Genomic DNA, 26,131 nt, shown 5'->3' on the forward strand with positions numbered 1-26,131 from the left:
GAATTACAGGCACAAAAAAGCCCACGCTAGGTGGGCTCTTTCGTATAATGTGGTGCCCGCTACTGGACTCGAACCAGTGACACCTTGCATGTCATGCAAGTACTCTAACCAACTGAGCTAAGCGGGCAATGCTTTGAAACTTAACTAACCGCTTTACTAAGTGGCTAACGCTTCAGAACGAGATGGATAATAACGAGTGAATGGGTAGCGTGCAAGGATAAATTTGCACAAAACGGTTCGTTTGCTTTTAAAAACAACAATCAGAATAAATTTTAAACACAAAGCAGATCAATGGCTTGAAGTAGATCACATTTCGCCTCTAGTTCAATAGCTATATACATCTGCCTGTTTCGTGTCTTACCCCTCTAATAAAGCATTTTAACTCAAGATATTAGTTAGAATCTTCATCCACATCGAATACAACGTTGTAGTTCTCTGTATACGTACAGTTTGGTTGACGGCTACAAGTGAAGAATCGTCGGCCTTTGTAATCGCCTTGGCTGGCCAGTTTGATGATCATCGGGCTGCCGCACTTCTTACAGAATCGAACTTCTTTTGATGGCTCGATTAAATCGATGTGTGCTGCCAGTAACCTCTTCAAACGGCTCACTTGGTAGCTGTGTTTAATAGATGCACCAATCAGTGGCAATCCTGCCGATTTACACACGTGGATCAGTAGCTTTTCTCGATCGGCCTTTCCCTTGTTGAGCTCTTTGCCGTTATCAAGTTCGATGATCACGCGGGGCTCTAACGTTCGCGGGTCGCACACGACAAAATCAAAATAGCTACGTGAGATTTTGTTGTTAGCGATAAACCAATTCTTCTTGTTGTTCGCCTTAGCAGGAACAAGAACGTTCGACATGCTGACCTTGGCAAACACTTCGCCATGGTTACCCACTGCAGATTTAAGTGCGTTATAAAATGTCGCCTGTTGCGCCGACATCAACGACCCTTTTTTCTGATAAGCATGATCTTTGGTGTCGTCATGCTTCACTAGATACTTTTGGATAAAGTAAAAGAACACAACCAGAACAATTACAACGATAAAGATATTAGTCATTTTCCAACACAATCACGTCTGTATAGGGATTAAGAGAGTAGCTAGCGTATGTAGAAAAGCCTCACGTGGCAAGCAAAAGAGCGAGAGTTGCCAACCAGAATCACGACCTTTGAATGCTGTAATCAACAAGAGGCCGCTCATACGCTAGACACGCCTCTCCTATTTGATAATCAAATCATCAATTACACTCTAGATTGATTTAGATCAATTTACCTAAATTTGTGATCAACTAGTCTGAAAAACGTTAGGCAAATGTTAATAAGGAAATTGATATGGAACTCAAACAAGACCCAAGATGTTATACGGACGTATGTGTAGACGGTAAATGGTTCCACTATGACCACTGCGGAACTCGAGCTTATATGTTAAAAGGCGGTGCTTCCGCGGTGATTGAACTGGCAAGAGAACCGGCTACAGAGGGCGAACTGGTTGAAATGCTGCAAGGTGCCGCTAAATAACTCATTTAGAAAATGTTGATATAAATAAACTCGACATATCGCTAAGTAAACCCCACTTCTCACTCAAATTTTGATATTAGCGATCTCAGACTGTTCCAGAAGCCATTCTTATCTCACGAAGATCAGAATGGCTTTTTGTTTCCTGATTAGCGATTAACTTTCAGCGATGATGACTTGATTCCTACCCGACTCCTTCGCTTGATATAATGCATCATCCGCGGCTTTGAGGTACTTCTTGTAAGTATCTTGATTGAGTTCCTCATGAGCAATACCAATCGACGCCCCTATCGATGTGGTGAGGTCTAAAGAACCGGAGTGCGTATCAATTGGCATTTCAGCAATGCCTAAACGGATAACGTTCAATTGTTGTTCAGGATCGACGGATCCAGATAGCAACAGGACAAATTCTTCACCACCCCAGCGAGCCACTACGTCATTAGGAAGCAAATGTTGTTTAACTCGCCTTGCGACTTCCACTAATACCTCATCACCAACATCATGTCCAAAGGTGTCATTAACGCGCTTAAAGTGGTCAAGATCTAAAATAACTAAACTGATTCCAAACCGTGAAGTATTAAATGTCATTGGCTGAGTTAACAACTGCTCTAGATAGCGTCGGTTGTATAAACCCGTTAGCGCACACGTTGTAGATTGGGTAACCAACGCTTTATTTTTACTTTGAATGCTGCGAAGCCTTATCAACAACAATGCGACACTGATCATCACCATTATTCCCAACGCGACAACAATTCGATTTCGTAACTGCTGCTTATCTAACGTCAGCTCACCAAGCTCTTTTTCTGCGTTAAGCAGTTCATTTTCTTGGGCTAATGATGCCGTGGTGAAATCTTGCTCTAGTAAAAAGATATCGCTCTGACGCTTATCAAACAACAGCGCTTTGTTACCTTTGTAGTAGAGTTTAAAGTAACGAAGTGCGTTTTCGCTGTCGCCTCTCGAATCGTAATATTCAGCAAGTGTTCTTAAACCGAGGACTTTCCAACTGCGAGTACCCACAACGTCGAACATTGCAGACGATCGCTTAAGATCAGCGAAGACAAAATTATCTTGGTTCAAACCGATATTTGCTAAGGCTCTGTTTAAGTAACACTGACCCAGTTGAAGTGTGTATTTGTCCACTCCCGGATATCTGAGACACAAATTTGCGACCTGCCGTGCTAACTCAAAGTTCTTTTCCGCCAACAACACATCACTCTCTGCTTTCAACAAGATGATTTTGTATCGCTCACTCACATTATCGCCATTGAGCTTAGCCGCACTTTGATACGCCTCTCGGCCTTTAACCAAATCACCACTGCGCAGATAAGCAAAAGACTCATTTACATGCAGCACACCGATGGTAGAAGCTTCGAGTAGTCCACTCTTGTAATAGAGTCTTTTAGCTCTTTTAATCAACTTGAGCGCTTTAGGCCAGTCTTCTAAATAGATATAAAGCAGTGCCATATTTGACACTAACTTACTATTATAGATGTGTTGAGGGTACTTCTTGCCAAGCTCTAAGCCTTTATGGAAAAAATATTGAGCTTCAGGAAAGTCATTGCGGATATTATTGATGACACCAGCCGTGTTATAGGCCTTAATCAACAACTCTTCATAGTGGAGTGATTCCGCGATATCTATCGCTGCTCTGATTTGGATTTCAGATTCCGCTAGCTCGCCCTTACTGATGTATTCGATCGCCAGTTCAACAAGAGATTGGGCCTTTAGCCAACCCATATGTTCGTGTTGTGCGAGTGTTTTAATCTGTCTGACGTATTCTGAAACCGCTTTGGTATCCAGCTTGTGTTGGGCGAGGTTCGACAAAATCATCAATTCATAGGCACGATAGATGGCTTTATCTTGATGGGGGAACTTAGCTCGCAGAGCCTCTAGTTGTTGGGCAGCTAGATTAGGATCACCACGAGACACATCGAGAATATCAATCAATGTAGCTCCGTATTGAGAGAGTAATAACTCTTTCTCTGGACTATAAACACTCGGATTTTCAGGGCGAATGTGCTTTAAATCATCGTCATAAGTTGGATAGAGCAAATACAGCCCCAGCACAACACTCATTAGCACCACTAAAAGGAATGAACCTAACACATTGTTTCTATTCATTTATCAGTGCCATTATTGATTACATTCCAATTTCATCGACGTTTTTTCAAAGCGGTTAAACATTATACCCGACAGATATACAGATTAAAATCCTGCGCATTGGAGAATCTGAGTTGGCTTTTTCTCATCAATTAGAATAATCAGGCAACTTTCTTGATTTAACTCAGATAATCATCTACCTCATTGGCGTTATAGTAATTTTCCTGTTCCTAACTCCGCGGCTTCTTTAGAACAAGCGGAAGCATAATGAGAATTAACAATGACCCAAATTAATGAACAACGTCTTGTAGAACATTTCTGCAATCTAGTGAAAATTGATAGTGAATCTCGTAATGAAAAAGCGATTGCTGAAGCTTTGGCTGAACAACTTGGTGAACTAGGCTTTGAAGTTCACAAACTGGCTGTCCCTACAGAAGTGTCTAACGGTTTCAACATCTACGCTCGTCTAGATGGCACTCTTCCAGGAAGCACAGTGTTCAGTTGCCACATGGACACAGTAACGCCAGGCATCGGTATTGAGCCAATCATCGAAGACGGCATCATCCGTTCAAAAGGCAACACGATTCTAGGTGGCGACGACAAGTCTGGTATCGCAGCTATCATGGAAGCGGTTCGTTGCATCAAAGCTGAAGGCAAAGAGCACAAAACTATCGAGATTGCGTTTACTGTCTTCGAAGAAGGTGGTCTGTTCGGCTCTTTGAACTTCGATATGTCTTACATTCAATCTGAGCACGCTATCGTACTTGATACAGGTGGCCCAATTGGCACCATCGTAAACGCAGCTCCAGGTCAGCAAAAGATTGTTGCTAAAATCAAAGGCCGCCCAGCTCACGCTGGTTTAGCGCCAGAAGAAGGCATCAGCGCAATTCAAGTTGCTGCAGACGCTATCACTAAGATGAACCTACTTCGTATCGATGAAGAAACGACGGCAAACGTGGGTATTGTTGAAGGCGGTCAAGCGACCAACATCGTAATGCCAGAGCTTAAAGTCGTAGCAGAAGCGCGTTCACTGAACGGTGAGAAGCTAACAGCGCAAGTTGAACACATGATCTCGACATTCGAAGCAAGCGCGAAGCAATTCGGTGCTGAAGTAGAAATCGAATCTACTCGTGCTTACGATGCATTCGTGATTGCAGACGATCACCCGCATATTCTTTCTATCAAATCAGCATTCGAAAAGCTTGGCGTAACGGCGAATACCAAACGCACTGGCGGCGGTAGTGATGCAAACAACTTCAACGCGAAAGGCCTAACAACGGTTAACCTATCGACTGGTATGGCGAAAGTTCACACCACTGAAGAGTACATTGCAGTGAAAGATATGGTCGCTATCACTGAGTTTGTTGTAGCTTACGTAACACAATAATCTAATCCATTAGTTAGGTAGTCACTTCTATCTAGCACTATGAAAAAAAGCCGAGCCCACATACGACGTGTGACTCGGCTTTTTTGTTGTCTGCGTTTAGCCTAAAGCTTACGTCTACCAGAAATTTCGTCTAAAAACCCCTACGCTTCCAGAACTGTCTTTCGTCTTTTGCTACGAGGTCGAATGTCTTATCGGCAATGATGTTGCCTTTTAACTCCACGGTCATGCGCCACTTGCCTAGCTTGTTCGAGACTGGCGCCCAGATGGTGTCACCTAAGTAGAAATCCCAGTCGTTGTTACCGACATGCTCTTCACCATCGAACGGTTCGAGCACTTCGCCCTTATCTGTGGTGATATCCGGGTGATAGATGCAGTAGCGGATCTTTTCACCTTTGGCTTTCTTGATATTCAAGATATAGCCAAATTCCACATCGATTTCGGCATCAACGGTAGTGGTGAACTCTTGGATTTTTGGAAGGTCTTTAGATTTTGAATCCCACGTTGTGTAGATCCCGTAAGATGTCATGTCGACCACAACTGAGCGCTTTGCCATTTCAATCTTTACCTTGGAGTTATTCTATTAATTTAATTCTATTTGCCATTCAGCCAAGATGGATAAGCACGAGACTATTCTTGCCAATCTTTTGCCATGCGCTTAATCACAGACGGTTCGATGTCGTGAATACTGCCATATTGCTCTCGGCATACCACGATGATCAATTCTGCTTTGTATTTTCTTGCAAGTTGGCGGTAAGCCTTCATTTCCCAATGCTTAATAAAGGTATTCGAAACAACAACATCTAACCCTTGCTTCAAGCCGTTTTCCGCCGTGTTTTGACACCACTCATGAGCTTGCTGTAACTGCCTAGGATCAAAATGGTAGTCACCTTGCTCATTCACGTAATACATATCCGCTTCGACATGTAATGCATCGTAGGTTTTCGCTTTTGTTGACTTGCCAGAACCGGGCAACCCTCGAATGAGTATTAACTTCATCTGTCACTTTACAGGCTAATTCGAAAACATGAGTTTATCGTAAATGCTAGCCGCTTGCTCTGATAACTGCCTAGTTCTACATAACAGAACCAAGCACTTATGCCTTACTCGGGTAGTCGTAAAACATTATAAGACTCCCCCGACGTCGGAAGATGGCTTCTGATAGAAAACACAAATAATTTACATCTATCCATTTTGTATATCGACAAGCGTACCAAACTACTATAGATTTAGATGTATAGACGTCTACATATCTAGCTTAGGGAGAAAGCTTTGCCTATTCGCATTCCAGACCAATTGCCAGCATCTGATGTTCTTCGTGAAGAAAACATCTTCGTGATGCCGTTATCAAGAGCATCGACGCAGGAAATTCGTCCACTTCGAGTCTTGATCCTCAACCTAATGCCGAAGAAGATTGAAACTGAAACTCAATTCTTACGCCTACTATCGAACAGCCCATTGCAAGTCGATGTAGAGCTGCTGCGCATTGATGACCGACCAAGCAAAAACACACCGACCGAACACCTTGATAACTTCTACCGACAATTTGAAATGGTCAAAGGGAGAAACTTTGATGGATTGATCATCACTGGTGCACCGCTTGGCTTGGTTCAATTTGAAGATGTGATCTACTGGGATCACCTAAAAACCATCATGGAATGGGCAAACAAGCACGTGACCTCAACCTTGTATGTGTGTTGGGCGGCTCAGGCGGGTTTGAAATTACTGTATGATTTGCCAAAGCGCACTCGTAAAGAGAAGCTTTCTGGTGTTTATAATCACGAGATTCATCACCCTTACCACCCGCTTCTGCGTGGCTTTGACGATACCTTCTTAGCACCGCACTCTCGCTATGCAGATTTCTCTCAGGAATACTTAGCCGAGCATACCGACCTTGATGTTCTTGCGACTTCTGATGTGGCTGGCGTATACCTAGCGGCAACCAAAGATAAGCGAAACGTGTTTGTAACGGGTCATCCTGAATACGATGCGCATACATTGCACGGTGAGTACGTTCGTGATTTAGGCGAAGGTATGGAACCCGTGATTCCAATCAACTACTACCCGAACAACAATCCAGATAATAAGCCTGTCGCAAGTTGGCGTAGTCATGGGCACTTGCTATTCTCGAACTGGTTGAACTACTGCGTTTACCAACAAACGCCTTACGATTTGGATCACTTCAGCGAAGACAACTTTACCAAAGACGATTAAGTTCTTTCTTCCGATTCACAATCACATAAAGCCGTGTTCAGTAGGTTGTTGATAAAACACCAAATTGGACACGGTTTTTTTATGGTGTTTGAGTCGCATTCCATAATAGATTTACCACTTCAATAGGTTTGATTTCATATGATAGGTTGGTGTTCATAAGGAGCTTCACATGCCCGCCAAGCCGTTATTATCTAAACCTATTTCGTTATCCCGCCCCCTTTCGTTATCGAGCCTGATACTACTCGCCTCTCTTTCGTTGGTCGGTTGCGTTTCTGTCACTGAAGGACCGCCAAAGATCGAAAGCGACCCTATTGCGATGTCTGAATCTCGTATTGAATTAGGTTTGGGTTATATGGGACAAGGGAATATGGTGAGAGCACGTGAGAACCTAGAACTCGCCATCAAACACGCACCTAGCTACTATCGAGCTCGCCTTTCCATTGCGCACTATTACGAACAAGTTGGGGAAGTTGACGAAGCAAGAGACGCCTATAAGAAAGCGCTGAGGTTAGACGCAAGAAACGGCAATGTATTGAACAACTACGGTACATTCTTGTGTAAACAAGGCGAATACGAGCAAGCCGATAAATACTTTAACCGTGCCATCGACCAACCCTATTATTATCTCGTCTCTGCAAGTTATGAAAATGCGGCATTCTGCGCGTTTAAGGCCGGAGAGGTCGAGCAAGCAAAATACTACTTCTCTCGTGCGATTGACCACGACCCAAATCGAGCTAGATCCGTACTACAGCTTTCTAAAATTGAAGTCAGTGAGGCCGAATACAATGACGCTAGGCTCCGCTTATTCAAATTCCACCAACGTTATGGCTATCAAATTCCATCGCTTCAAATCTTGGTCGAACTCGAAAAGAAAGCGGGTAACCGTGCACTTCAACAGAAATACCAAAGTAAATTAGACGAACTGCTCTCCGTTTAAGACTAACTAAGCTTAGAGTCGTTGCGATAGATATAAAAACGGGCTTGTTGCGTTAACAACAAGCCCGTTCGTAATTTCAGCTTAATATCTTAACTAAGTACAGTCTGTTATTTAAGCGCAATCCACTCTTGTCTTTGTTCGTCGTCCATAAAGGTCCATGCGATAAAGCGACTCACCTTCTGGCCTTGTGACATCTCTACTACTTTTACTTGTTTAGCTCTCAGCTTGCCAAGCTCTGAACGAACCATATCAACGTTGTCTTTCTTAGAGATCAATGTCGTAAACCACAATACTTGAGTAGAAAAAAGCTGGCTCTCTCTCGCCATCTTCATGATGAAAGCTGCTTCACCACCCGGACACCAAAGTTCAGACTTTTGGCCACCAAAGTTTAAGGTTGGTTTCTCTTGCTTAGTTGATTTGTCTAACTTAACTGGCTTCTTGTTCGTTTCTGGCTTGAACGACTGACCGGCTTTCTTAGCACGGTTTGCCGCTAGGTTATCCAGTTTACGTTGTGATCCCTTTTCCGCCTCTTCTAGAGAGCTATGGAATGGAGGGTTACAAATTGTGACATCGTAACGTTCATTATCCTTAATCACGCCCTTAAAGATAGATTCTGAGTCGGCTTGCAGGCGAGCTCGAATCTTACCTTTTAGATTAGGGTTACTTTCCGCAATGAAGTTCGCTGTTTTGATGGATACTGAATCGACATCAGTACCTGTCCAGCGCCACTTATACTCTGTCGCACCAATGATTGGGTAAATACAGTTTGCACCAACACCAATATCTAGTGCTTTCACAGAAGCATGATTATAAGGTTCACCTTGGCCATCGCTATTAAGAATATCTGCCACTCTGTGAATGTAGTCTGCACGGCCAGGAATTGGCGGGCACAAGTAGCCAGCAGGAATATCCCAATGCTTAACGCCATAGTGATGCGCCAGTAAAGCCTTGTTAAGTAGCTTAACGGCTAATGGATCAGAGAAATTAATGGTGTCTTCACCCACCGGGTTCTTGATCAGGTGTTCTTTTAGCTCAGGCAATGCTGCAACCAATAACTCGAAGTCATAACGACCTGTATGTTGGTTTCTTGGGTGTAATCCACCTTGGGGCTTTTCAGTCGAGCGTCTTTTCTGGGCTGCGTTTTTGTTAAAAGCAGTTTTATTGAAAGAACCCTTATTCGATGATCCTTTATTCGCACCCGGTTTACCTTTGCTATCTTTTGCAAAAGGTCGCTTTGCTTTGTTGTTGTCAGCACCTTTGGGAGCACTGTTTTTGCGGTCTGATGTGTTCTTTGTAGAAATACGCTTGTCGCTGCTTGGCTTGCCGGCATTTGGCTTAATATCACCGTGCTTACGGTTACCTTGATCAGCTTGGTTGTCTTTTGTTTTTGTTGATGAGGTACTGTTTTTCGACAGGCTTAGCGTAGTTCTATTTTGTGATTGGCTCATTGGGCTACTTCTTTAAGTCTAAATACATCATGAATAAACGGGCATCTAACTCAAGTTGATGATATTCCGGCTCCATGTGACAGCATAGTTGGTAAAAGGCTTTGTCGTGTTCTTTCTCTTTGATGTGCGCCAGTTCATGCACCACCAGCATTCTCAGCAAAGGTTCTGGTGCATTTTTAAAAACACTGGCGATACGAATCTCGTTCTTCGATTTGATCTTTCCACCGTGATTCTTCGCGACGTAAGAGTGCAGACCTAATGCATTATTAATTAGGTGTATCTTGCCGTCGTAAATCACTTTACTGATCGGTGGCGTTTTTTTCATGTAGCGATTTTTAATCTCAATCGCATAGTCAAACAGGGCTTTCTCGCTTTTGATTTCATGATTCTTTGGGTAGCGAGCTTCAAACCACGGCACCAATTTACCTGATTCAACAAGTTGAGTTACCGGGTCGAGAATGTGCTTCGGGTAGCCTTGAATATAGCGTAAAGAAGGATGCATGCTGAAAGACCGTACAAGTTACACCACGACAATATGTTGTGGTCTTGAAAATTGAGCCGCATAGTGTAACTGATCACACTTTTCTAATCACCTAGGATTCGTTACACTTTAGCGAGATTCACCAAGAGCTACACTCAAAAAGAGATTGTAAAAATGAAACGTGTTGTATTGTACGTCGCAGACAAATGCCCGCACTGTAAAGATGCACAACGCTATTTGGATTCGAAGAAAATTGAATATCGCCTAACGAATGCAAAAATGCAGCGTGGCCGTAAAGAATTACAGGCGATGGGTGCTCGCTCTATCCCTGTGCTGAAAATCGGTGACCAAGTGATGGTCGGCTGGAATCAGAAAAACTTCGATAAGATGTATAACTCAAAGAACACCTAACGTGTTTTGAGCCAGTCATACTTCTATACAACAAAGCCCGCAGATCCAACCAAGGATGTGCGGGCTTTGTTTATTTAAATCTTACTCAATCACACATACCGCTTAACGAAATCAATAAAGGTTCTGTCGGCTTTCGACAAATACCCTTCCTTTCTCCAGGCCAACGATAGATTCAGTTTTACAGGGTCTTCAAATGGCACGCCTATCACGTCTTTTTCATATTCTGTCACTAAGCTCAACAGCGCGGTGATCGCAAACTCTTGTTTAACGATAGAAAGAATCATCGGGAGCAAGTTGGTTTCAAACGCAATGGTCATATCGAGGTTGTATTTTTTACAAGTCGCATCGATAAAATCACGGTGAAAATAGCCCGATTTGAACATGATCAACTCTTGAGCAAAGAATTCTTCAAAGGTGATTGATGGTTGCGAAGCCAATGGGTGATCTTTACCTACAACGGCGACCATCTCAGAACTTAACAGATGATCCGTTTCCAAATCATCAGGGACGTTCTCATGATTAATTACACCAATATCGAGTTCGCCGTTTAACAGCATTTCACGAATCGATGCGGTGCCAGCATCAATCAAGGTCAACTTTAGGTTTGGGTATTGGCTTTTAAATGCCATCACGACTTGGGGGAAAAAGTAACTGCCCATCATACTTGGAGCGCCTAATCGAACCTCGCCTTTTTCTAGTCCCTTTAGTTCATTCATCGCGAGCTGAGCATCATCAAACTGCTGGGCGATTCGCTTCGCATGCTCAAACAGTACTTTGCCCTCCTCCGTTAAAGTGACGGATTTATCGCCTCGACGGAATAGAATCAACTCAAGCGTCTGTTCTAGTTTTTTAATGGAGATACTCAATGCAGGCTGTGCAATATACAACGCTTTGGCAGCCTGAGTGAAGTTACCAAACTGAGCAACAGCCAGAAAATGTCGAAGTGGTTTTGATTCAAGCATGGCGATATATTTTATATATGGAGGTGATATCTTTAATATATTTCTTTAATCACACCTGTACTGATAACTTGTTCACAAATAGCTTACTAACTTGCGCAGGCACAACGTCAATGTTTGATAAAGGCAGTCCTCAATACAAACGTATCACCCAATCATTGGCGATTGGTTCATTTATCATTTTCTGTAACCTTTACCTCTTTCAGCCTATCTTGCCGCACATGGCGGAGCACTTCCAAGTATCTGAAACTCAAATCAACTGGCTGTTTGCCGCGACAACACTTGGCCTTTCGATTAGCTTGGTGCCTTGGGCAATCGCTTCTGAAACCTTTGGTCGAAAACCCATTATTCTGTTCAGTCTGTTCGCTATTCCTTTGATTGGAGTGAGCATGGTGTTCACAACCACTCTACTACAACTTGTTATTGCCAGAGCATTCATGGGAATCGCAGTCGCTGCTTTTGCGGGCGTGGCGGTTGCCTATATGGTCGAAGAGTTATCACCCAAAGCATTCGCAGTCGCGATCGGCGGTTATATTGCAGCCAACTCATTGGGTGGAATTTTCGGACGTGTCCTTGGAGGTTTAATCACGGATTACTTTGACTGGCACGCTACGGTATTGTTTTTCGTGGTCGGCTCCTTAATCGGCGCTCTCTATATTGCGTATAGTCTGCCTGACCAACAAAACTTCAAACCTCAAAAAGGGTTGTTCTTTCATCATAACCGCTCGGTTGTGATGCACTTAAGAAACCGTACCTTGTGGCTCGCGATGTTGATTGGTGGTGCTAACTTCGCCCTATTCGTTAACCTGTATTCAGTAATGGGCTTTAGGCTTGTATCTGCGCCTCACTCAGTGCCTGTTGGCTTAGCTTCACTGATATTCCTATGTTACTTAGCCGGTACGGTAAGCTCTAAGCTCTCCAACAAATGGACACTTCGTTTTGACCCGTTAAGCGGAATATTGATGGGCGTGTGTATTAGCTTAATCGGAATGCTAATTTCTGCCGTCGACAAAGTCCCGTTCATGTTAGCAGGCTTGTTATTGATTAGTGGCGGCGCGTTCTTCGCCCATACCCTTGCCTATTCTTGGGTAAGTCAAAAAGCACCAAGCGCTAAGGCGACGGCAACAGCACTTTACTTAGTTCACTACTACATTGGCGGGAGCTTAGGTGGTTTCTTACTCTTGTATTGCTGGCAACTGTTCGGTTGGAATGGCGTGATTGCGGGCGGTTCAATCTTCTATGTCGCGATATTTGCATGGGTCTATCAGTTAAAACAACTTCAAGTATCGGCCTCTAAACTCGCACAAGCATAAGTACGACTGAGGTTGTAACTCAATTATTGCTTTTGATTGACGTCCGTTCTGATATCCTACGCAAAATTTCATTTCGGAACCTGTTATGTCGAACACTCAAAGCACAGATCTTCAAACCATCCACGACCAAGTAAAACAGTGGTTAGACGATGTCGTTATTGGCCTAAACCTGTGTCCATTCGCAGCCAAGCCACAACGTAATAAACAGATTAAGATCTTTGTGAGTGAAGCGAATACGGAAGAAGCGTTGTTGGAAGACATCATGACGCATTTCGTAGAGTTAGATAACACGCCAGTCGCAGAATTAGAGACGACGTTGGTGGTTGTACCTAACATGCTGCAAGATTTCTTCGACTACAACATGTTCATTGATTGGATTGAAGCGTTGATCAAGCAAGAAGATTGGGAAGGCGTTTACCAAGTGGCCACCTTCCACCCAGACTATTGCTTTGGTGGTGCGGATCCAGAAGACGATGAAAATCTGACTAACCGCTCTCCGTATCCGGTTTACCATTTGATTCGTGAAGCGAGTATGGAAAAAGTGTTGAAGCACTACCCTAACCCTGAAGCGATTCCTGATACCAACATAGCAAGAGTTGAATCCTTAACACCAGCGGAACGTCGTCAACTGTTCCCCTACCTGTTCAGTTAATCGTCCAGTTAATCGCTAACAAGATGGCTCATATTCCTGAGCGTTCTTGATGATATGGACGAGAAATGAACTGATCTCGTCCATTTTGTTTCGCTATGTACAGGCATTCATCGGCCACTTTGATTAGCTTATCTAACGCCGACATCCTTTCCCCTTTGGTATCCCCTGTACTCAACTCAAAATGACACGCACCGATTGATATAGTGACTGGCTTTCTATCAAGCGTGATTTTCTTCATCTCTTTTAAAAGAGTCATGAACTTATCTTCAACACAACTTGGTGTTTTATTGGGGTACCAAAGAATGAACTCCTCGCCACCAAAGCGCGCCACAAACTCACCCTCTTGAGTGTTATTGCTCAGCACGTTCGCCACTTTCTTTAATACAACATCACCCATTTGATGACCATAAGTGTCATTAACCTGTTTAAAGAAATCGATGTCGACAACCGCTAAGGTTCCCTTTCCTAAAGATCCTTTTAACTGCTCCACTTCTGCGTTCAACGTTTTGAACAAGCAACGTCTATTCGGCAAGTGTGTCAAAGGATCGTACATAGCTTGGTACTCTAACTTCTCATTCAGCTCTTTGAGTTTTCGCTCTTGCTGTCTTCTAACCAGTTCCACTTCGATCCATGAGGCCATTAACCTCATAACGTCGATATCGAACTCCTTGAATTCACGATGATAAGGAGCCGGGCTTGAAAAATTTAAGGTGCCATAAAGCTCGTCATTAACGAAAATCGGGATGCCAATATAAGACTCTAAACCAAAAGACTGGTAAGCGGGATGCGTCGCATACTTATCGTGTTTGCCACAATGCTCAATGCAAATAGGACCAATCGATTTACAGGTAATCTCGCAATAGGTCGAACGATAATCGAAGGTGTCGCCAGTGTTGAGTTCAACCCCTTCTGGCGTAACACAGTGCTCGACTAAATAAGAATTACCATCGACTTTAGATAAAATACCAATATCCAAATTAAAGCGTTCGAGCCCCATGATAAGCAGCTGAGCGATCTGACTCTCGAAGCCCTTTCGATAATCATTGGTGATTTGATACAAGCGGCGTATAACAATTTCGCTTTCACTAGCTTGGTTCATAACAGGGATTCCACTACTGCAGAAGTTAATGGCAACATCAACATTTGGTATATTAAAAAGAGTAAAGGGTAAAAAAACATAATAATCAATTGGTTTGTATGCAAAATACCTCATTGGTCCAATGAATAAAAGTCGACTTCTTCGACTTTGCGTTAGCACCCTATTCCTAGCTTTGGTAAAATAATCCATTAACGAAACAGAATGGATAGGAAAATGAACCTTTCTCAACTAAGCCAAGAAATCTACGACCACCTTTACCGCGATATTGAAGAGTTCCGCAGTACTTTTGATCTGCCTGTTGCTGCTCCTGAAACAATGGACGAAAAAGGCGATACGCTACATACCTCTCTAGCGATCGAAGAACTAACAGAACTTGCAGAAGCTGACTCAAAAATCGAACAAGCGGACGCTATTGTAGACAGCGTTTATGTTTTGATGGGGCGTCTGGTTCACCTTGGCCAAGCTAAGGTTGAAGACAACCTAGCAATCAGCTACCTGATCGACCTGCTATTGAATGTTTCTAAAAACCGCTCAATTGACTTCTTACCTTGCTGGGACGAAGTACACTCAAGCAACATGAGCAAAGTATGTCGCAACGAAAAAGAATACGCTGAAACAGAAGCTTTCTATGCTGAGCAGAACATCAAGCTTATGGCTGTTCAAAAAGGCGAATACATCATCGCTAAGTGTGCGGAAGATTTCGTATCTGAAGGCAAGACAGTTCGCCAAGGTAAAGTACTAAAATCTGTACACTACCGTCCTGCGAACCTTGAGCCACTAACGGCTTAAGTAAGGTTACGACTGAAGCTGCTTAAAGCATCGGCGAACTAAAATAGCAAACGCCACGTTTAAATAACGTGGCGTTTTATTATCTGTCAGTCAATTCTAACTGTGTAGCCAAGTGTTATACCAGTCGAGCCATATGATAAGCCGCCACATATTCGCCATTTCTGAAAGCAAACCCTGCGGACTCTCCTTCAATCACGAAACCAAACTTCTTATACAAACTGATCGCTCTTTCGTTATCGGTGTACACCGTTAACTCCATTCGCTTGATGTTAATCCAGTTATCACACAGATCGATTGCTGTTGCGAGCAATTGACTACCCACACCTTTGCCTAACACATCGTCTTTAACACCCATACCAAATGAAGCCACATGTCGTCTTCTTGGATTCACACACACTTCCATTCCCAAGTTGCCAACAATCTCATCGTCTATCATCGCGACATACGAGTACACGTTGTCAGGCATATTAGAGATTCGTTTTTGCCAGCTTTCCAGAGATGGATTTGGGAGTTGCAGCGTACCGGTATAAGCATTAGTGCATTCGTAAACTTCTTTGATTCCCTTTGCATCTGACGGTTCAGACCGTCTCACTATAATACTCATCGCAACTCCTACTATTTTCATCGCTCAATATGAAACACATCCTTAATGTGCACCTAGACACACTATCAAATAGTAAATATTTAACAATAGGTTAGATGAAATTGTTTTTATTGGACTGATGTGGGGAATGTATGTGGATGATCTGAAGAAGTACATTTGAGGAATCAAGGTTAGTTAAACTGGAGGTAATTCGATATGGGCACCTCGGGTGTGCCCACGCCTCCAAATCTATGGAGTTAGTTAGCTTTGGTTCATCATGATCTAACTAGTTCTGTTCTGGTTAATCATGAACTAGTTCATCTTGATCTAGTTAATCACGCTGACATTGAACTTGCATGACTTTAAGATCTGTTGCATTTAGCTTCTCAGCTAGCGCTGCGCCTTCTTCATTACATTGCTCAAGAGTCGTAAATTGGGTGTTAACTTCCATTTCTGCTGTGCTATCAGCTCCACCCATCATAAGGCTTAGAATCAGTGTGAGTTCGTACATAAAATAATCCTCTTTCGAGCTTTCAAAGCATCCATTCGAATAAGATAAAGTGACTAGAATCCGCCCTAATTCACTTGTTTCGTTTGAGATAATTCTAGTCATTCACTCGATTCGAGTCTTACCATTTTGTGCCACTAACTAATAAAGCAGCATAACCATGATTTAAAGGTATAAAAAAGACCAGAGCATCATGCTTCTGGTCTTTTTATGAATTAAAGCGTCAATCATAACTCCGTTTCTGAGTCACTTTTCTCTAAGCTGATGACATTCAAAACCGCAAAAGCAGAGGCTAGAAATAAGCCCAATATCCAAACAAAATACCACATGAAAAACTCCTTAATACAGTGAATGGCCATTACGTTCGACATACTCGCTATCAAGTCGCCCAAACATGGTTCGATAACTGAACGCGGTATAACACAGAATGATTGGCACCATCACGAATGCTACGCCTGTCATGATGTTCAAGGTCAGTTCGCTAGAGGTTGAATCCCACAGCGTTAGGCTATTACTCGGGTTAACGCTAGACGGGATAATGAACGGGAACATTGAGAAACCAGCCGTTAAGATGATGCAAGCGTTAGTCAGACTTGAGCTGATGAAAGCCAGCGCATCGCACTTTAATCTCGCACTCACTAGCGCCAACAGCGGAATGAGAACACTGCCGAACGGCGCCAACCACATCCAAGAATAAGTATCGAAGTTGGTTAACCAAGCACCTGTTTCTGCTATCGCTTGTTTGTTTAACGGGTTTGAAACAGCGCTATGGTTCAACTCACTGACAATCAAATAACCATCAATTTGGCTTATCGCTAAACCGCCAATGACCATCAAGCTAGCTACAAGTATCGCGCTCACCTGCGCAACCAATCTTGCCTTGTTGTATAGCGCATCTGTGGTTTTCATCATCAGCCACGCACTGCCTTGTAACAACGCCATCAACAACCCAACCAGACCACACAAAAGCGCGAATGGGTTAATCAAATCGATAAACGACCCATGGTAATCGACCATAAGCAAACTATTGAGCGAGAAAGAAAGCCCCTGCATCAAGTTGCCAAATGCGACACCAAATAAAATGGGAGGAAAGAAGCCTGAGAACGAGATGGCTAAATCACACACTTTGCGCCATTGGTCGCTATCTATTTTAGCTCTGTATTCCAAAGCTAAAGGACGTAACCACAAAGAAATAAGAACCAAATACATCGCCACATAAAGACTTGAAAAAGATGTCGCATAAACCAGAGGCCAAGCCGCAAACAAAGCACCACCTGCGGTAATGAGCCAAACTTGGTTGCCATCCCAATGGGGTGCGATGGAGTTAATCATTACTCGTCTTTCAGCGTTCGTTTTACCAATAAACGGTAACAACGCCCCCACCCCCATATCAAAACCATCGGTGATCATAAAACCAATCAGCAGTACACCAATCAGAACCCACCAAATTAAACGCAATGTGTCATATTCGCACATGAGTCAGTCACCTTATTGTTGAACTTGTTGTGCCAATTTGGCTTCAAGTGAAGTTGTATTTTGTTCATAGTGATAGCGACCCGTTTTTAAACTGCTTGGGCCTTTTTTAGCAACGGTAATCATCAAGTAACTTTCAACAATGATAAATACGGAATATAGGCTGATAATGAGAGCAAGAGACGTAAGTAGGTTTTCAACGGTTTGAGAAGAAGCCGCCACCGTCACAGGAAGAATTTCACCCACAGCCCAAGGCTGACGACCGTATTCCGCAACAAACCAGCCAGCTTCAATCGCAATCCAAGGTAATGGAATTGACCATAGCGCCGCTTTCAGTAACCAAGGTTTTTGAGTGATGTTTTTCCGGTAGGTTTGTAAGAAAGCCGCGCCAAAGACAAACAACATAATGAAGCCACAACCCACCATGATTCTGAATGACCAGAACAGAGGCCAGACAGTTGGAATTGAATCATCTGCCGCTTGTTGGATTTGCTGTTCAGTCGCATCGGTTACGGTATCGGTGTAACGCTTAAGTAATAAGCCATAGCCGAGATCGTGCTTGGTTTGATCGAATGCTTGTTCTGTCTCATAAGAGGTATCACCAGATCGCAAACGCTCTAGCAATTCATAAGCGATGATTCCGTTGCGAATACGGACGAGGTGCTGGTCGCGTAGGTCATGAAGACCCGTTACTTGCTCATCCAAAGATCGCGTTGCAATAATTCCCATCACATAAGGGATTTTTACCGCGAAGTCGGTTTTGCCTTCTTCTTGGTTTGGTAATCCAAACAAGGTAAACGCCGCAGGTGCAGGTTCTGTGTGCCATTCCGCTTCAATCGCCGCTAACTTCACTTTTTGAACATCACCCAGTTCATAGCCCGACTCATCACCTAATACGATCACCGAGATAATAGAAGCAATACCAAACGAAGCTGCGACAGCAAACGAACGTTTTGCAAAAGCAACGTCTCGCCCTTTAAGCAAATAGTAAGAGCTCACGCCAAGGATAAACATTGAGCCACAGGTATACGCTGAGGCCACGGTATGCAGGAATTTAACTTGAGCGACAGGGTTGAGCACCACTTCTGCAAAGCTGGTCATTTCCATACGCATAGTTTGGTAATTGAACTCTGATCCAATTGGGTTTTGCATCCAACCATTGGCAACCAAAATCCATAGTGCAGAAAAGCTCGAACCCAGAGCCACCAGCCAAGTCACCACAAGGTGTTGGCGTTTCGATAATCTTTCCCAGCCGAAGAAGAACAACCCAACAAAGGTGGATTCTAAGAAGAACGCGACAAGCGCTTCGATGGCTAAAGGTGCGCCGAAAATATCGCCGACATAGTGAGAATAATAAGACCAGTTGGTGCCGAACTGGAACTCCATGGTTAAACCGGTCGTGACACCCAAGGCAAAGTTGATACCGAACAGTTTGCCCCAGAAGCGAGTCATGTCTTGATAAATTTGTTTACCGGTGAGTACATAGATCGACTCCATGATCGCCAGTAAGCACGACATACCGATAGTCAGAGGGACGAAAAGAAAGTGGAACATAGCGGTTAGCGCAAACTGTAAACGCGACAATTCAACTACATCAAACATTTAAGCTCCAAACATCATAATGATGGCTTTCATATTAAGAATTGGAGCGTATTTCAGCACAGTTCTCACGAACCAAACTAGAACAGATTGATTATTAAAAAACAGAACAGATTTGCTTATTAGACGAACAACTGGTAAGAGCTTAACTGCAACTATTGGCTTGCAGTTCCATTGTCTGAATCAAGCCGCCTAGCGTTCGAATGGCTTCTGCTATTTTGTCGTCACAAGCGTACGAACAGTTGATACGAATGTGATGAGAGAACTTTTTATCACTGCTGAATATGATTCCCGGAGCGACAGAGATGTTTTGTTCAAGGGCTAGTTCATACAACTTCTCAACACAAACAGAGTGAGGCAGTTCTATCCAAATGAAGTAGCCACCTTGGCTTTTATGCACCATCGCACTTGAAGGTAAGCTAGATTCTAACAATGCAATATGCGCCTTCTTCCTTTCATTCAGTAATTTACGAAGCTTTTTAAGATGATTGTCATAGCTGTAAAACGTTAGGTAGTGAGACAAACCAAGCTGAATAGGAATGCTGCTGGAGAGCGTCGAAAGGTGCTGCAATCTCTGAATCTTTAACGCTTGTTTCCTTGCAACTACCCAACCGATTCGAAAGCCGGGCGACAATGATTTGGAAAACGAACCACACAACATGATTTGCTCGCCAGTGTCATAGGCTTTAGCAGGCAATGAGCTTTGATTACCGACGTGCAGTTCTCGATACACATCGTCTTCAATCATCGGGATCTTATGTTGATTCACCAACTTTGCCAGTCGTTGCTTGTTGCTGTCACTCATCGAATAGCCAACTGGGTTTTGCGATTCCGTCATAAACCAGCACGCTTTGATGTCCATTGAAGCGAACACCGACTCCAACACATCTAAATCAATCCCTGTTGTCGGGTCTGTTGGAATCTCTACGGCGGTGAGGTTTAGTCTTTCAATAGTCTGTAACACACCGTAAAACGCTGGGTACTCAATCGCGACTAAGTCACCCGGTTCGGTACAGGATTGCAGGCATAAATTAAGTGCCTCCATCGCCCCAGACGTGATCACAATATCGTCAGGCAGTACGTTCAAGCCTTGAACTTGATAGCGTTGGGCGATTTGCCTGCGTAACGTTTCACTGCCTGGCGGTAAATTAGTGAGCATACTGTTGTCGGGCATTTGACGACTAGCATTAGCTAAACTGCGCGACAATGCTTGATGCGGAAACAAGGCAGGATCAGGGAATGCCGAGCTAAGTGGAATGATGCTAGGGTCTTTGGCTCGTTGAAGTACATCGTAAAGCAGATCGCTGATTTTAACGGGATACGGCTTAATGACTTTTTGTTGCGCGTGTTCTGAGGTGAATACATTTCTACGCGGTAACACGAAATAGCCGGACTTGGGCTTTGAGCGCACATAGCCTTGGTCTTCGAGCTGTTGATACGCCTGCAGCACCGTCTCGATACTGAGTTTATAGCGCTTACATGCGTCTCTAATTGATGGGATCTTCTCACCACTCAGCCAGATGTTTTGTTCTATCTGATTCTTGATTGTATTGGCGAGTATCTGAGATTTTTTCATCAAAAAGTCTTTTCTATCTAATGTGTAAAAGATTACTAAACCGTGGATATTCGAAGTGCTCGGACATTCAGGTATAACAAAGCCCTACCCTAAACCCAATTACCTTTAGCGTCGACTTGTTTATTTCCCCCATAAGAAAAGGCACCACACTCATCAATCGAGTGTGGTGCCTTAGTTACATAGATACTTAGCTACTTTAGTTTAGTTTAACTAGCTGACTAGTTAGCTGGACGCCACACGCCCCACTGATCATTTTCGTAGGTAGCTTTAGGGTTTGTACCACCTTGGATCCACCACTGTGCTTTCCACGACTGATTTGAGTAAGTCACGACTTCACCGCCTAGGTAAGTCGCTGAAGAGTCCCAAGTGCCATTGTCTGGGTCAGGAGTCGGATCTGGATCCGGCGTTGGATCTGGGTCTGGTGTTACACCACCGTCATCAGCAATTACTTCAAAAGTGAAGGTTTCAACACTGTCGCTTTCAATCGAGCTAGCCATAAACGATAGAGTTTCGTTTGCAGTGATGCCAGTGGTATCAACTACGATAGAAGCCGTGCCGTTATTTTGAATGCTTACTGAAGAGCCTTGTGTCTGAGTTAGATTTGCCGCTTCGCTTGTTGCAATCACAACTTTGTCGCCAGCATTCACTACGTTGTCACTCTTCACTAGCTCGTAGATGTCGCCTTTCAATGGTTCAACACCGCCGTCGCCACCATCAATCAGCGTTAACTGACCAGAAGCACGGCTATCTTTTGAGTTAAAAAAGTTACGTGAAGGATCGTTTTGGAAGTACATGTAGTGCTGCATTTCAGCGTGCCAGTCACCAATGAAGATCGCGCCATCTTTGAACTCTTCATGCCAGCCGTTAATTTCTGAAGCCAACAAACGAGCCCAATCGTTAACGTTTGAAGCGTCGATAACGATATCGAAGCTACGCGCTACTTCACCGTACTTGTTGATGATGTCGTATTTAACCGTATCACCAATTTCTGGCGTACCAAACTGGTCAGAAACAAACAGGTCGCCACGGACTAGATCAGGCTCAGGACCCGGCTCTGGTGGAGGAGTTGTTCCCCCCGCGATTGTGATGTCTGAACAGTTGTAGAAGCCTTCTCCTGCTGCATCGTCACGTTGCCAACGAACGTATAAGATTGCGTCGCCAGATCGGTCTGAAGGAATCGTCACGTTGATACGGTATTTGCCACCGCTTACAGGAACATTCCCCACTTCTTGGATAAGATCTAAGTCCCCCCACGCTAGGCCTTTGCTCAGGTCTGCGTTTGGTTTTGTTAGATAGAACTCCCAAAATGACGGGTTGTGTGGTGCAGTCGCGTTGAATACATATTCAAATGTACCAGTATTTAGCTCGGTTCGAGTCCAACCAGTATGAGGTGCACCCATGCCGCGTTTTTGCGAATCATTGGCGTAACATAACGTGCCGTCAGGAATCGCCGCTTTTACAGCGTTGATGTTGTTGAAATCTTGGATATTTTTCGCATACTCGTTACGTTGAACGAACGGGTATGATCCAGAAATATCTTTCGCTTGAGCACATGCAGCATTTGGTGGTGTACCCGACCAAACCCCGCCTTGCTCGTAACACGTGTTCTGACGTGCACTTGGAAATTCAGACCAGCCATGAGCATTTGCCACTGACGGCACACTCGATAGCATAGCCATACCCACTGCTATTTTTAGAATATTATTATTTATTGTTGTCACTTTCCCACTCTCTATTATTTTACCCTAAACACAAAACCAATTGGTTACTAACCAACCAGCACTGTCATTCGAAGGTTTATAGTTTCTGACTTAAAGAACAACGAAAAATATATACGTCAATTTTATCAATAACAGCGGGTTTTATATTGATAGGAATCAGCATCACACAACTCAAACAAATGCGTTGTAGATAGATGATGTTGCTTCGAATTATGACATTTCAGTATTCTGTGTTGATTGAGGGAACATTATTCAGAATGAATAAAAAAGCGGCTTAATGATTAAGCCGCTTTGGGGATATAAAGGCGTTAGGTAATAAGAAGATATTTAATAACGGCTATGCATACCCATACGATGTGACATGTCATCGTCCATACGACCGCCTTTCCAACCGCCGCCACCCAAAAGATTGAGCACATCACGCGCGGTGTAATTCTCGCCGCCGAAGAAATCATTAGACACATCATTACGTAACAGCTGGATAGTGGGAACCAATTCAACATCTAAATCTTGTGGATCAGCAAACAAAGCCAATGCGATTTGTTGTTGGCGCTTACTCAATTCACGAGAACTCGTTTCTACCTGACCAATCGAGAAAAAGTCACGGCTTCCATAGCTCTTTACCAACCTTGCAGACAGTAGCTTAATAACCTTTTTGATCCTTCGTCGCTGAATATATCTAAACACTCTAATTCCCCTTCCAATTTACAAATATCACATCAAGTGTTGTTCAGATTTGAGCAACACTTAGAATGTCACTCTTTATGACGATGCTCAATATATAACGTCAGTAATATACTGATTAACAATGCGAAAAAGCAATTTCGAGACGAATACTCTTTGCACCGCTTCTCATTAAAACGGACCAAAAAGTAAATTCTTAGGTAAACCATGGTTCAGAACACTAAGCACTTTCTCACGCAACCATAACGTACCTTGGTCACGTTGATGGCGCACATGCCAAGACATCGAGATGGGCCCCGGCGGCATTGTGAATGGCGTTTTCTTAATCACCAGATCTCCTTTGCTCACGCTCTCCAATATTATCGGTAATGGAATCGTCGTGATCATGTCAGTATTGATTAACAACCTAGGTATGGAGTAACAGTGGTTCACCGTCATGGCGATGCGCCGTTTCATTCCCTTCTGTCCTAGTAGCATGTCTACCCCGCCTGTCGCCTCACCTGATAACGAGAGCAACAAATGATCAGCACTAGCAAAAGCACTTAGCGATAGCTCTTCACTAGCCAACGGGTGATCGGCACGCATTGCGCACACAAAGTGATTATCAAATAGATGCTGAGTTTGTACTTGAGCTGAGTTGCCTTCGAAGTAATCCAAGACCATATCGACATCGGCACTGAGCAATAACTTTTCTCCATTGACGTTGTAAGGTACGGCGTGAATATTAACGTCAGGCGCTTCACGCTCTATTCGTTGCTTTAACGGCAGCCAAAACAGATCTGCCATCCAATCTGTGGTTGCGATTCTAAACGTGCGCTTTAACGTCGCAGGATTAAACTCATCACGCTCAGTTGCAATCCGTATTGCCTCTAACGGCTCACCAATCGTTTTCCACAACTCGACGGCGTAAGGGGTTGGGCGAATCCCTCTTCCTTGTTTCACGAATAAAGGATCTTTCCAAGCATGGCGCATTCGAGAGACTGCGTTCGATACCGACGGTTGCGTCATCGACAATCGTTCTGCGGCCACGGTAATCGAGCTTTCCTGCATGATTGCATCAAAAATAACCATTAAATTCAGATCGACATTCGCCATCTTACTTGCCTAATTACACAGGGAGTTAGTGAATGAGTATCGACAAACTCATCATATTAATCAATGAATATTATACCAATCATCAATTAGACGATAAGTAACAAGTTGGGCAAAGTAAGTTCCACAAGCAGATTAACCCGCTGTTAGAAAAACAAATCAGATGACTCACTTATAAGGAAATACGATGAAAGCCGTGTATTTAGAAGAGTATGGAAGTGCGCAGAACTTAACGTTCGGCGATATAGCTAAACCCACCATCACCCCAAATCAAGTGCTGATCAAAGTACAAGGCGCGGGGGTAAACCCTGTCGACTGGATGGTAAGAGAGGGATTCTTAGAGTCTACTGGTCAACATGAAATGCCACTCATTGTTGGCTGGGACGCAGCAGGACAAGTTGTCGAAAAAGGCAACAATGTAAGCAACCTCAAACTTGGGGAGCAGGTCTATGTATATGCGCCCATTTCTGAACAAGGCGCCTACGCCGAATATCTTGCTGTCGATAGTGATTTAGTAGCAAGAGCGCCCAAGTCTCTCGACATCGTGACCGCTGCAGCAGTGCCATTGGCCGCAACAACAGCATGGCAAGCAATTGTTGAAGGCTGCCAACTCAAAGCTGGTCAACGTGTCCTTATTCACAATGCATCCGGAGGTGTAGGCAGCTTTGCGGTTCAAATAGCGAAAGCGCTCGGTGCTTATGTTATCGGAACAGCATCAGCCAGCAACAAAGCCTACTTAACGGCTTTAGGGGTCGATCAATTCATTGATTACCAAACTCAACGCTTTGAAGACGAGGTTGATGAGTTAGATGCTGTACTCGTCGCTGTTGGGGGTGATGGCATCGCGGAGCGTTCACTCGAAGTCGTACGAAAAGGTGGCAACGTAGTTTCACTATTAGATGACATTGAAAGCGCATTACCACTGCAACTAGGCGTAAATTTTCAACGTTGGTGGGTTTCACCCAATGCCAGAGATCTACAACGTATTGCCGCTTTAATTGATGATGGCGTAATTAAAGTGAACATCGATAAGGTGTTCCCACTATCTAAAGCCGCTCAAGCACACGAGTTAAGTCAATCGAAACGTGCTCGTGGCAAAATCGTATTGGAAGTTTCGCTGTAAACACTATCAAGTAGAGAGGATATAAAATGGCCATTAAACAAGCTTTTCGTAATAAGAACCTACCCGATATGAGCAATGCGTTTAGTTGGGGACTGAAACTAAGTGAATTCAGCGAAGTATTCTTTGTGACAGGACATGCTGACTGTAACCCGGACTTTGTCACTCAACACCCTAATGATCCTGTTGCTCAAACACGATTGATTTTAGACCAAATGAAGGAATTCTTAGAAGAAGCTGGCTTTAGTGTTAACGACATTGTCAGGACGGATTGGACATTTACCAACGAAGTAAACTCTGCACAATTCGAAGGCATTGCTCATGTCTGGGAAGAGTTTTTAGGTGATGTTGAAGTAAAACCAGCGACAGGCACGTTGCGCTATGTTCAACGTTTAGGGATGCCAGATATGATGGTTGAATATGAGATGATGTTAGCCCGATAACTGCCGAGCTTTCCAATCCTAAGATTCAAC

27 protein-coding genes and 1 tRNA gene are annotated in these 26,131 nt (G+C 43.7%); 10 read left to right on the plus strand and 18 right to left on the minus strand.

Annotated features, from left to right (window positions below):
- Positions 1 to 50: 50 nt before the first annotated feature.
- Together L3V33_RS12735 and L3V33_RS12740 are read right to left on the minus strand one after the other, a co-directional pair.
- A tRNA-Val gene (locus tag L3V33_RS12735) sits at positions 51 to 127 on the minus strand.
- 264 nt (positions 128 to 391) lie between these two features.
- A complete protein-coding gene (locus L3V33_RS12740; protein ID WP_004734944.1) occupies positions 392 to 1,060 on the minus strand; it encodes a DUF2726 domain-containing protein in 669 nt (222 codons plus the stop codon).
- Between the two features lie 272 nt (positions 1,061 to 1,332).
- Here L3V33_RS12740 and L3V33_RS12745 point away from each other — a divergent pair, with 272 nt between their 5' ends.
- Positions 1,333 to 1,518: a hypothetical protein gene (locus tag L3V33_RS12745; protein ID WP_004734943.1), complete on the plus strand. Its 186-nt coding sequence runs from the start codon at positions 1,333 to 1,335 to the stop codon at positions 1,516 to 1,518.
- A 153-nt stretch (positions 1,519 to 1,671) separates the two neighbouring features.
- Here the strand turns inward: L3V33_RS12745 and L3V33_RS12750 are convergent, their stop codons facing one another.
- The gene (locus L3V33_RS12750; protein WP_237290534.1) at positions 1,672 to 3,636 is read right to left on the minus strand and encodes a GGDEF domain-containing protein; all 1,965 of its coding nucleotides are present in this window, start codon (positions 3,634 to 3,636) and stop codon (positions 1,672 to 1,674) included.
- Positions 3,637 to 3,895: 259 nt separating this feature from the next.
- On the opposite strand from L3V33_RS12750, the gene L3V33_RS12755 reads away from it, so the two are divergent.
- The gene (locus L3V33_RS12755; RefSeq protein ID WP_237290535.1) at positions 3,896 to 5,002 is read left to right on the plus strand and encodes a M20/M25/M40 family metallo-hydrolase; all 1,107 of its coding nucleotides are present in this window, start codon (positions 3,896 to 3,898) and stop codon (positions 5,000 to 5,002) included.
- 130 nt (positions 5,003 to 5,132) lie between these two features.
- Here the strand turns inward: L3V33_RS12755 and L3V33_RS12760 are convergent, their stop codons facing one another.
- Positions 5,133 to 5,555 carry a DUF3859 domain-containing protein gene (locus L3V33_RS12760; protein WP_237290536.1) on the minus strand — a complete coding sequence of 141 codons (423 nt, stop codon included), beginning with the start codon at positions 5,553 to 5,555 and terminating at the stop codon, positions 5,133 to 5,135.
- Positions 5,556 to 5,629: 74 nt separating this feature from the next.
- Positions 5,630 to 5,998, minus strand: a complete 369-nt coding sequence (locus L3V33_RS12765) for an ATP-binding protein (protein WP_237290537.1) — start codon at positions 5,996 to 5,998, stop codon at positions 5,630 to 5,632.
- A gap of 273 nt (positions 5,999 to 6,271) precedes the next feature.
- On the opposite strand from L3V33_RS12765, the gene metA reads away from it, so the two are divergent.
- Positions 6,272 to 7,213, plus strand: a complete 942-nt coding sequence (gene metA, locus L3V33_RS12770) for a homoserine O-succinyltransferase (protein WP_004734938.1) — start codon at positions 6,272 to 6,274, stop codon at positions 7,211 to 7,213.
- Positions 7,214 to 7,382: 169 nt separating this feature from the next.
- Positions 7,383 to 8,150 (plus strand): type IV pilus biogenesis/stability protein PilW, encoded by a 768-nt coding sequence (gene pilW / locus L3V33_RS12775; protein ID WP_017089281.1) that lies wholly within the window; start codon positions 7,383 to 7,385, stop codon positions 8,148 to 8,150.
- Between the two features lie 107 nt (positions 8,151 to 8,257).
- On the opposite strand, the gene rlmF is transcribed toward pilW, so the two are convergent.
- Entirely contained in the window at positions 8,258 to 9,598 is a 1,341-nt protein-coding gene (gene rlmF, locus L3V33_RS12780; protein ID WP_237290538.1) for a 23S rRNA (adenine(1618)-N(6))-methyltransferase RlmF, read from the minus strand.
- 4 nt (positions 9,599 to 9,602) lie between these two features.
- On the minus strand, positions 9,603 to 10,100 hold the full coding sequence (locus L3V33_RS12785) for a M48 family metallopeptidase (protein ID WP_004734935.1): 498 nt from the start codon (positions 10,098 to 10,100) through the stop codon (positions 9,603 to 9,605).
- Positions 10,101 to 10,253: 153 nt separating this feature from the next.
- Here L3V33_RS12785 and L3V33_RS12790 point away from each other — a divergent pair, with 153 nt between their 5' ends.
- On the plus strand, positions 10,254 to 10,490 hold the full coding sequence (locus tag L3V33_RS12790; RefSeq protein ID WP_004734934.1) for a glutaredoxin family protein: 237 nt from the start codon (positions 10,254 to 10,256) through the stop codon (positions 10,488 to 10,490).
- 89 nt (positions 10,491 to 10,579) lie between these two features.
- On the opposite strand, the gene L3V33_RS12795 is transcribed toward L3V33_RS12790, so the two are convergent.
- Entirely contained in the window at positions 10,580 to 11,452 is an 873-nt protein-coding gene (locus L3V33_RS12795) for a LysR family transcriptional regulator (protein WP_054546429.1), read from the minus strand.
- A gap of 110 nt (positions 11,453 to 11,562) precedes the next feature.
- Here L3V33_RS12795 and L3V33_RS12800 point away from each other — a divergent pair, with 110 nt between their 5' ends.
- Both L3V33_RS12800 and L3V33_RS12805 read left to right on the plus strand, forming a co-directional pair.
- Positions 11,563 to 12,762 carry an MFS transporter gene (locus L3V33_RS12800; RefSeq protein WP_237290539.1) on the plus strand — a complete coding sequence of 400 codons (1,200 nt, stop codon included), beginning with the start codon at positions 11,563 to 11,565 and terminating at the stop codon, positions 12,760 to 12,762.
- Positions 12,763 to 12,847: 85 nt separating this feature from the next.
- Positions 12,848 to 13,414: a DUF1415 domain-containing protein gene (locus tag L3V33_RS12805; protein WP_102350833.1), complete on the plus strand. Its 567-nt coding sequence runs from the start codon at positions 12,848 to 12,850 to the stop codon at positions 13,412 to 13,414.
- Between the two features lie 28 nt (positions 13,415 to 13,442).
- On the opposite strand, the gene L3V33_RS12810 is transcribed toward L3V33_RS12805, so the two are convergent.
- The gene (locus tag L3V33_RS12810) at positions 13,443 to 14,513 is read right to left on the minus strand and encodes a diguanylate cyclase (protein ID WP_054546432.1); all 1,071 of its coding nucleotides are present in this window, start codon (positions 14,511 to 14,513) and stop codon (positions 13,443 to 13,445) included.
- 213 nt (positions 14,514 to 14,726) lie between these two features.
- On the opposite strand from L3V33_RS12810, the gene L3V33_RS12815 reads away from it, so the two are divergent.
- Positions 14,727 to 15,302 (plus strand): nucleoside triphosphate pyrophosphohydrolase family protein, encoded by a 576-nt coding sequence (locus tag L3V33_RS12815; RefSeq protein ID WP_065605306.1) that lies wholly within the window; start codon positions 14,727 to 14,729, stop codon positions 15,300 to 15,302.
- A gap of 115 nt (positions 15,303 to 15,417) precedes the next feature.
- On the opposite strand, the gene L3V33_RS12820 is transcribed toward L3V33_RS12815, so the two are convergent.
- The 9 genes from L3V33_RS12820 to L3V33_RS12860 form a co-directional block, all read right to left on the minus strand.
- Positions 15,418 to 15,906: a GNAT family N-acetyltransferase gene (locus L3V33_RS12820; RefSeq protein WP_017068284.1), complete on the minus strand. Its 489-nt coding sequence runs from the start codon at positions 15,904 to 15,906 to the stop codon at positions 15,418 to 15,420.
- 310 nt (positions 15,907 to 16,216) lie between these two features.
- Positions 16,217 to 16,396 (minus strand): hypothetical protein, encoded by a 180-nt coding sequence (locus L3V33_RS12825; protein ID WP_054546434.1) that lies wholly within the window; start codon positions 16,394 to 16,396, stop codon positions 16,217 to 16,219.
- 224 nt (positions 16,397 to 16,620) lie between these two features.
- Positions 16,621 to 16,722 (minus strand): cytochrome bd-I oxidase subunit CydX, encoded by a 102-nt coding sequence (gene cydX, locus L3V33_RS12830; RefSeq protein WP_017109819.1) that lies wholly within the window; start codon positions 16,720 to 16,722, stop codon positions 16,621 to 16,623.
- A 10-nt stretch (positions 16,723 to 16,732) separates the two neighbouring features.
- Positions 16,733 to 17,869: a cytochrome d ubiquinol oxidase subunit II gene (gene cydB, locus L3V33_RS12835; protein WP_237290540.1), complete on the minus strand. Its 1,137-nt coding sequence runs from the start codon at positions 17,867 to 17,869 to the stop codon at positions 16,733 to 16,735.
- 12 nt (positions 17,870 to 17,881) lie between these two features.
- Positions 17,882 to 19,468 carry a cytochrome ubiquinol oxidase subunit I gene (locus tag L3V33_RS12840; protein WP_237290541.1) on the minus strand — a complete coding sequence of 529 codons (1,587 nt, stop codon included), beginning with the start codon at positions 19,466 to 19,468 and terminating at the stop codon, positions 17,882 to 17,884.
- 142 nt (positions 19,469 to 19,610) lie between these two features.
- Positions 19,611 to 21,041: a PLP-dependent aminotransferase family protein gene (locus tag L3V33_RS12845; RefSeq protein ID WP_237290542.1), complete on the minus strand. Its 1,431-nt coding sequence runs from the start codon at positions 21,039 to 21,041 to the stop codon at positions 19,611 to 19,613.
- Positions 21,042 to 21,259: 218 nt separating this feature from the next.
- Positions 21,260 to 22,714, minus strand: a complete 1,455-nt coding sequence (locus L3V33_RS12850; protein WP_237290689.1) for a lytic polysaccharide monooxygenase — start codon at positions 22,712 to 22,714, stop codon at positions 21,260 to 21,262.
- A 375-nt stretch (positions 22,715 to 23,089) separates the two neighbouring features.
- Entirely contained in the window at positions 23,090 to 23,449 is a 360-nt protein-coding gene (locus tag L3V33_RS12855; RefSeq protein ID WP_017092613.1) for a DUF6559 family protein, read from the minus strand.
- 168 nt (positions 23,450 to 23,617) lie between these two features.
- Entirely contained in the window at positions 23,618 to 24,541 is a 924-nt protein-coding gene (locus tag L3V33_RS12860; protein ID WP_237290543.1) for a LysR family transcriptional regulator, read from the minus strand.
- A gap of 184 nt (positions 24,542 to 24,725) precedes the next feature.
- On the opposite strand from L3V33_RS12860, the gene L3V33_RS12865 reads away from it, so the two are divergent.
- Both L3V33_RS12865 and L3V33_RS12870 read left to right on the plus strand, forming a co-directional pair.
- Complete coding sequence (locus tag L3V33_RS12865) at positions 24,726 to 25,661, plus strand: NADP-dependent oxidoreductase (protein ID WP_237290544.1); 936 nt, start codon at positions 24,726 to 24,728, stop codon at positions 25,659 to 25,661.
- A 26-nt stretch (positions 25,662 to 25,687) separates the two neighbouring features.
- Positions 25,688 to 26,101, plus strand: coding sequence for a RidA family protein (locus tag L3V33_RS12870; protein WP_237290545.1), 414 nt, complete (start codon positions 25,688 to 25,690; stop codon positions 26,099 to 26,101).
- The last annotated feature ends 30 nt before the right edge of the window (positions 26,102 to 26,131 follow it).

Source organism: Vibrio sp. A2-1, from assembly GCF_021728355.1.
Lineage (GTDB): Bacteria > Pseudomonadota > Gammaproteobacteria > Enterobacterales > Vibrionaceae > Vibrio > Vibrio splendidus_K.

What these genes read in the sequence shown, in the direction of transcription:
- L3V33_RS12740 (WP_004734944.1), bottom strand. Translation starts at nt 1,060, where the DNA reads ATGACTAATATCTTTATCGTTGTAATTGTTCTGGTTGTGTTCTTTTAC.
- L3V33_RS12745 (WP_004734943.1), top strand. Translation starts at nt 1,333, where the DNA reads ATGGAACTCAAACAAGACCCAAGATGTTATACGGACGTATGTGTAGAC.
- L3V33_RS12750 (WP_237290534.1), bottom strand. Translation starts at nt 3,636, where the DNA reads ATGAATAGAAACAATGTGTTAGGTTCATTCCTTTTAGTGGTGCTAATG.
- L3V33_RS12755 (WP_237290535.1), top strand. Translation starts at nt 3,896, where the DNA reads ATGACCCAAATTAATGAACAACGTCTTGTAGAACATTTCTGCAATCTA.
- L3V33_RS12760 (WP_237290536.1), bottom strand. Translation starts at nt 5,555, where the DNA reads ATGGCAAAGCGCTCAGTTGTGGTCGACATGACATCTTACGGGATCTAC.
- L3V33_RS12765 (WP_237290537.1), bottom strand. Translation starts at nt 5,998, where the DNA reads ATGAAGTTAATACTCATTCGAGGGTTGCCCGGTTCTGGCAAGTCAACA.
- pilW (WP_017089281.1), top strand. Translation starts at nt 7,383, where the DNA reads ATGCCCGCCAAGCCGTTATTATCTAAACCTATTTCGTTATCCCGCCCC.
- rlmF (WP_237290538.1), bottom strand. Translation starts at nt 9,598, where the DNA reads ATGAGCCAATCACAAAATAGAACTACGCTAAGCCTGTCGAAAAACAGT.
- L3V33_RS12785 (WP_004734935.1), bottom strand. Translation starts at nt 10,100, where the DNA reads ATGCATCCTTCTTTACGCTATATTCAAGGCTACCCGAAGCACATTCTC.
- L3V33_RS12790 (WP_004734934.1), top strand. Translation starts at nt 10,254, where the DNA reads ATGAAACGTGTTGTATTGTACGTCGCAGACAAATGCCCGCACTGTAAA.
- L3V33_RS12795 (WP_054546429.1), bottom strand. Translation starts at nt 11,452, where the DNA reads ATGCTTGAATCAAAACCACTTCGACATTTTCTGGCTGTTGCTCAGTTT.
- L3V33_RS12800 (WP_237290539.1), top strand. Translation starts at nt 11,563, where the DNA reads ATGTTTGATAAAGGCAGTCCTCAATACAAACGTATCACCCAATCATTG.
- L3V33_RS12805 (WP_102350833.1), top strand. Translation starts at nt 12,848, where the DNA reads ATGTCGAACACTCAAAGCACAGATCTTCAAACCATCCACGACCAAGTA.
- L3V33_RS12810 (WP_054546432.1), bottom strand. Translation starts at nt 14,513, where the DNA reads ATGAACCAAGCTAGTGAAAGCGAAATTGTTATACGCCGCTTGTATCAA.
- L3V33_RS12815 (WP_065605306.1), top strand. Translation starts at nt 14,727, where the DNA reads ATGAACCTTTCTCAACTAAGCCAAGAAATCTACGACCACCTTTACCGC.
- L3V33_RS12820 (WP_017068284.1), bottom strand. Translation starts at nt 15,906, where the DNA reads ATGAGTATTATAGTGAGACGGTCTGAACCGTCAGATGCAAAGGGAATC.
- L3V33_RS12825 (WP_054546434.1), bottom strand. Translation starts at nt 16,396, where the DNA reads ATGTACGAACTCACACTGATTCTAAGCCTTATGATGGGTGGAGCTGAT.
- cydX (WP_017109819.1), bottom strand. Translation starts at nt 16,722, where the DNA reads ATGTGGTATTTTGTTTGGATATTGGGCTTATTTCTAGCCTCTGCTTTT.
- cydB (WP_237290540.1), bottom strand. Translation starts at nt 17,869, where the DNA reads ATGTGCGAATATGACACATTGCGTTTAATTTGGTGGGTTCTGATTGGT.
- L3V33_RS12840 (WP_237290541.1), bottom strand. Translation starts at nt 19,468, where the DNA reads ATGTTTGATGTAGTTGAATTGTCGCGTTTACAGTTTGCGCTAACCGCT.
- L3V33_RS12845 (WP_237290542.1), bottom strand. Translation starts at nt 21,041, where the DNA reads ATGAAAAAATCTCAGATACTCGCCAATACAATCAAGAATCAGATAGAA.
- L3V33_RS12850 (WP_237290689.1), bottom strand. Translation starts at nt 22,714, where the DNA reads ATGCTATCGAGTGTGCCGTCAGTGGCAAATGCTCATGGCTGGTCTGAA.
- L3V33_RS12860 (WP_237290543.1), bottom strand. Translation starts at nt 24,541, where the DNA reads ATGGCGAATGTCGATCTGAATTTAATGGTTATTTTTGATGCAATCATG.
- L3V33_RS12865 (WP_237290544.1), top strand. Translation starts at nt 24,726, where the DNA reads ATGAAAGCCGTGTATTTAGAAGAGTATGGAAGTGCGCAGAACTTAACG.
- L3V33_RS12870 (WP_237290545.1), top strand. Translation starts at nt 25,688, where the DNA reads ATGGCCATTAAACAAGCTTTTCGTAATAAGAACCTACCCGATATGAGC.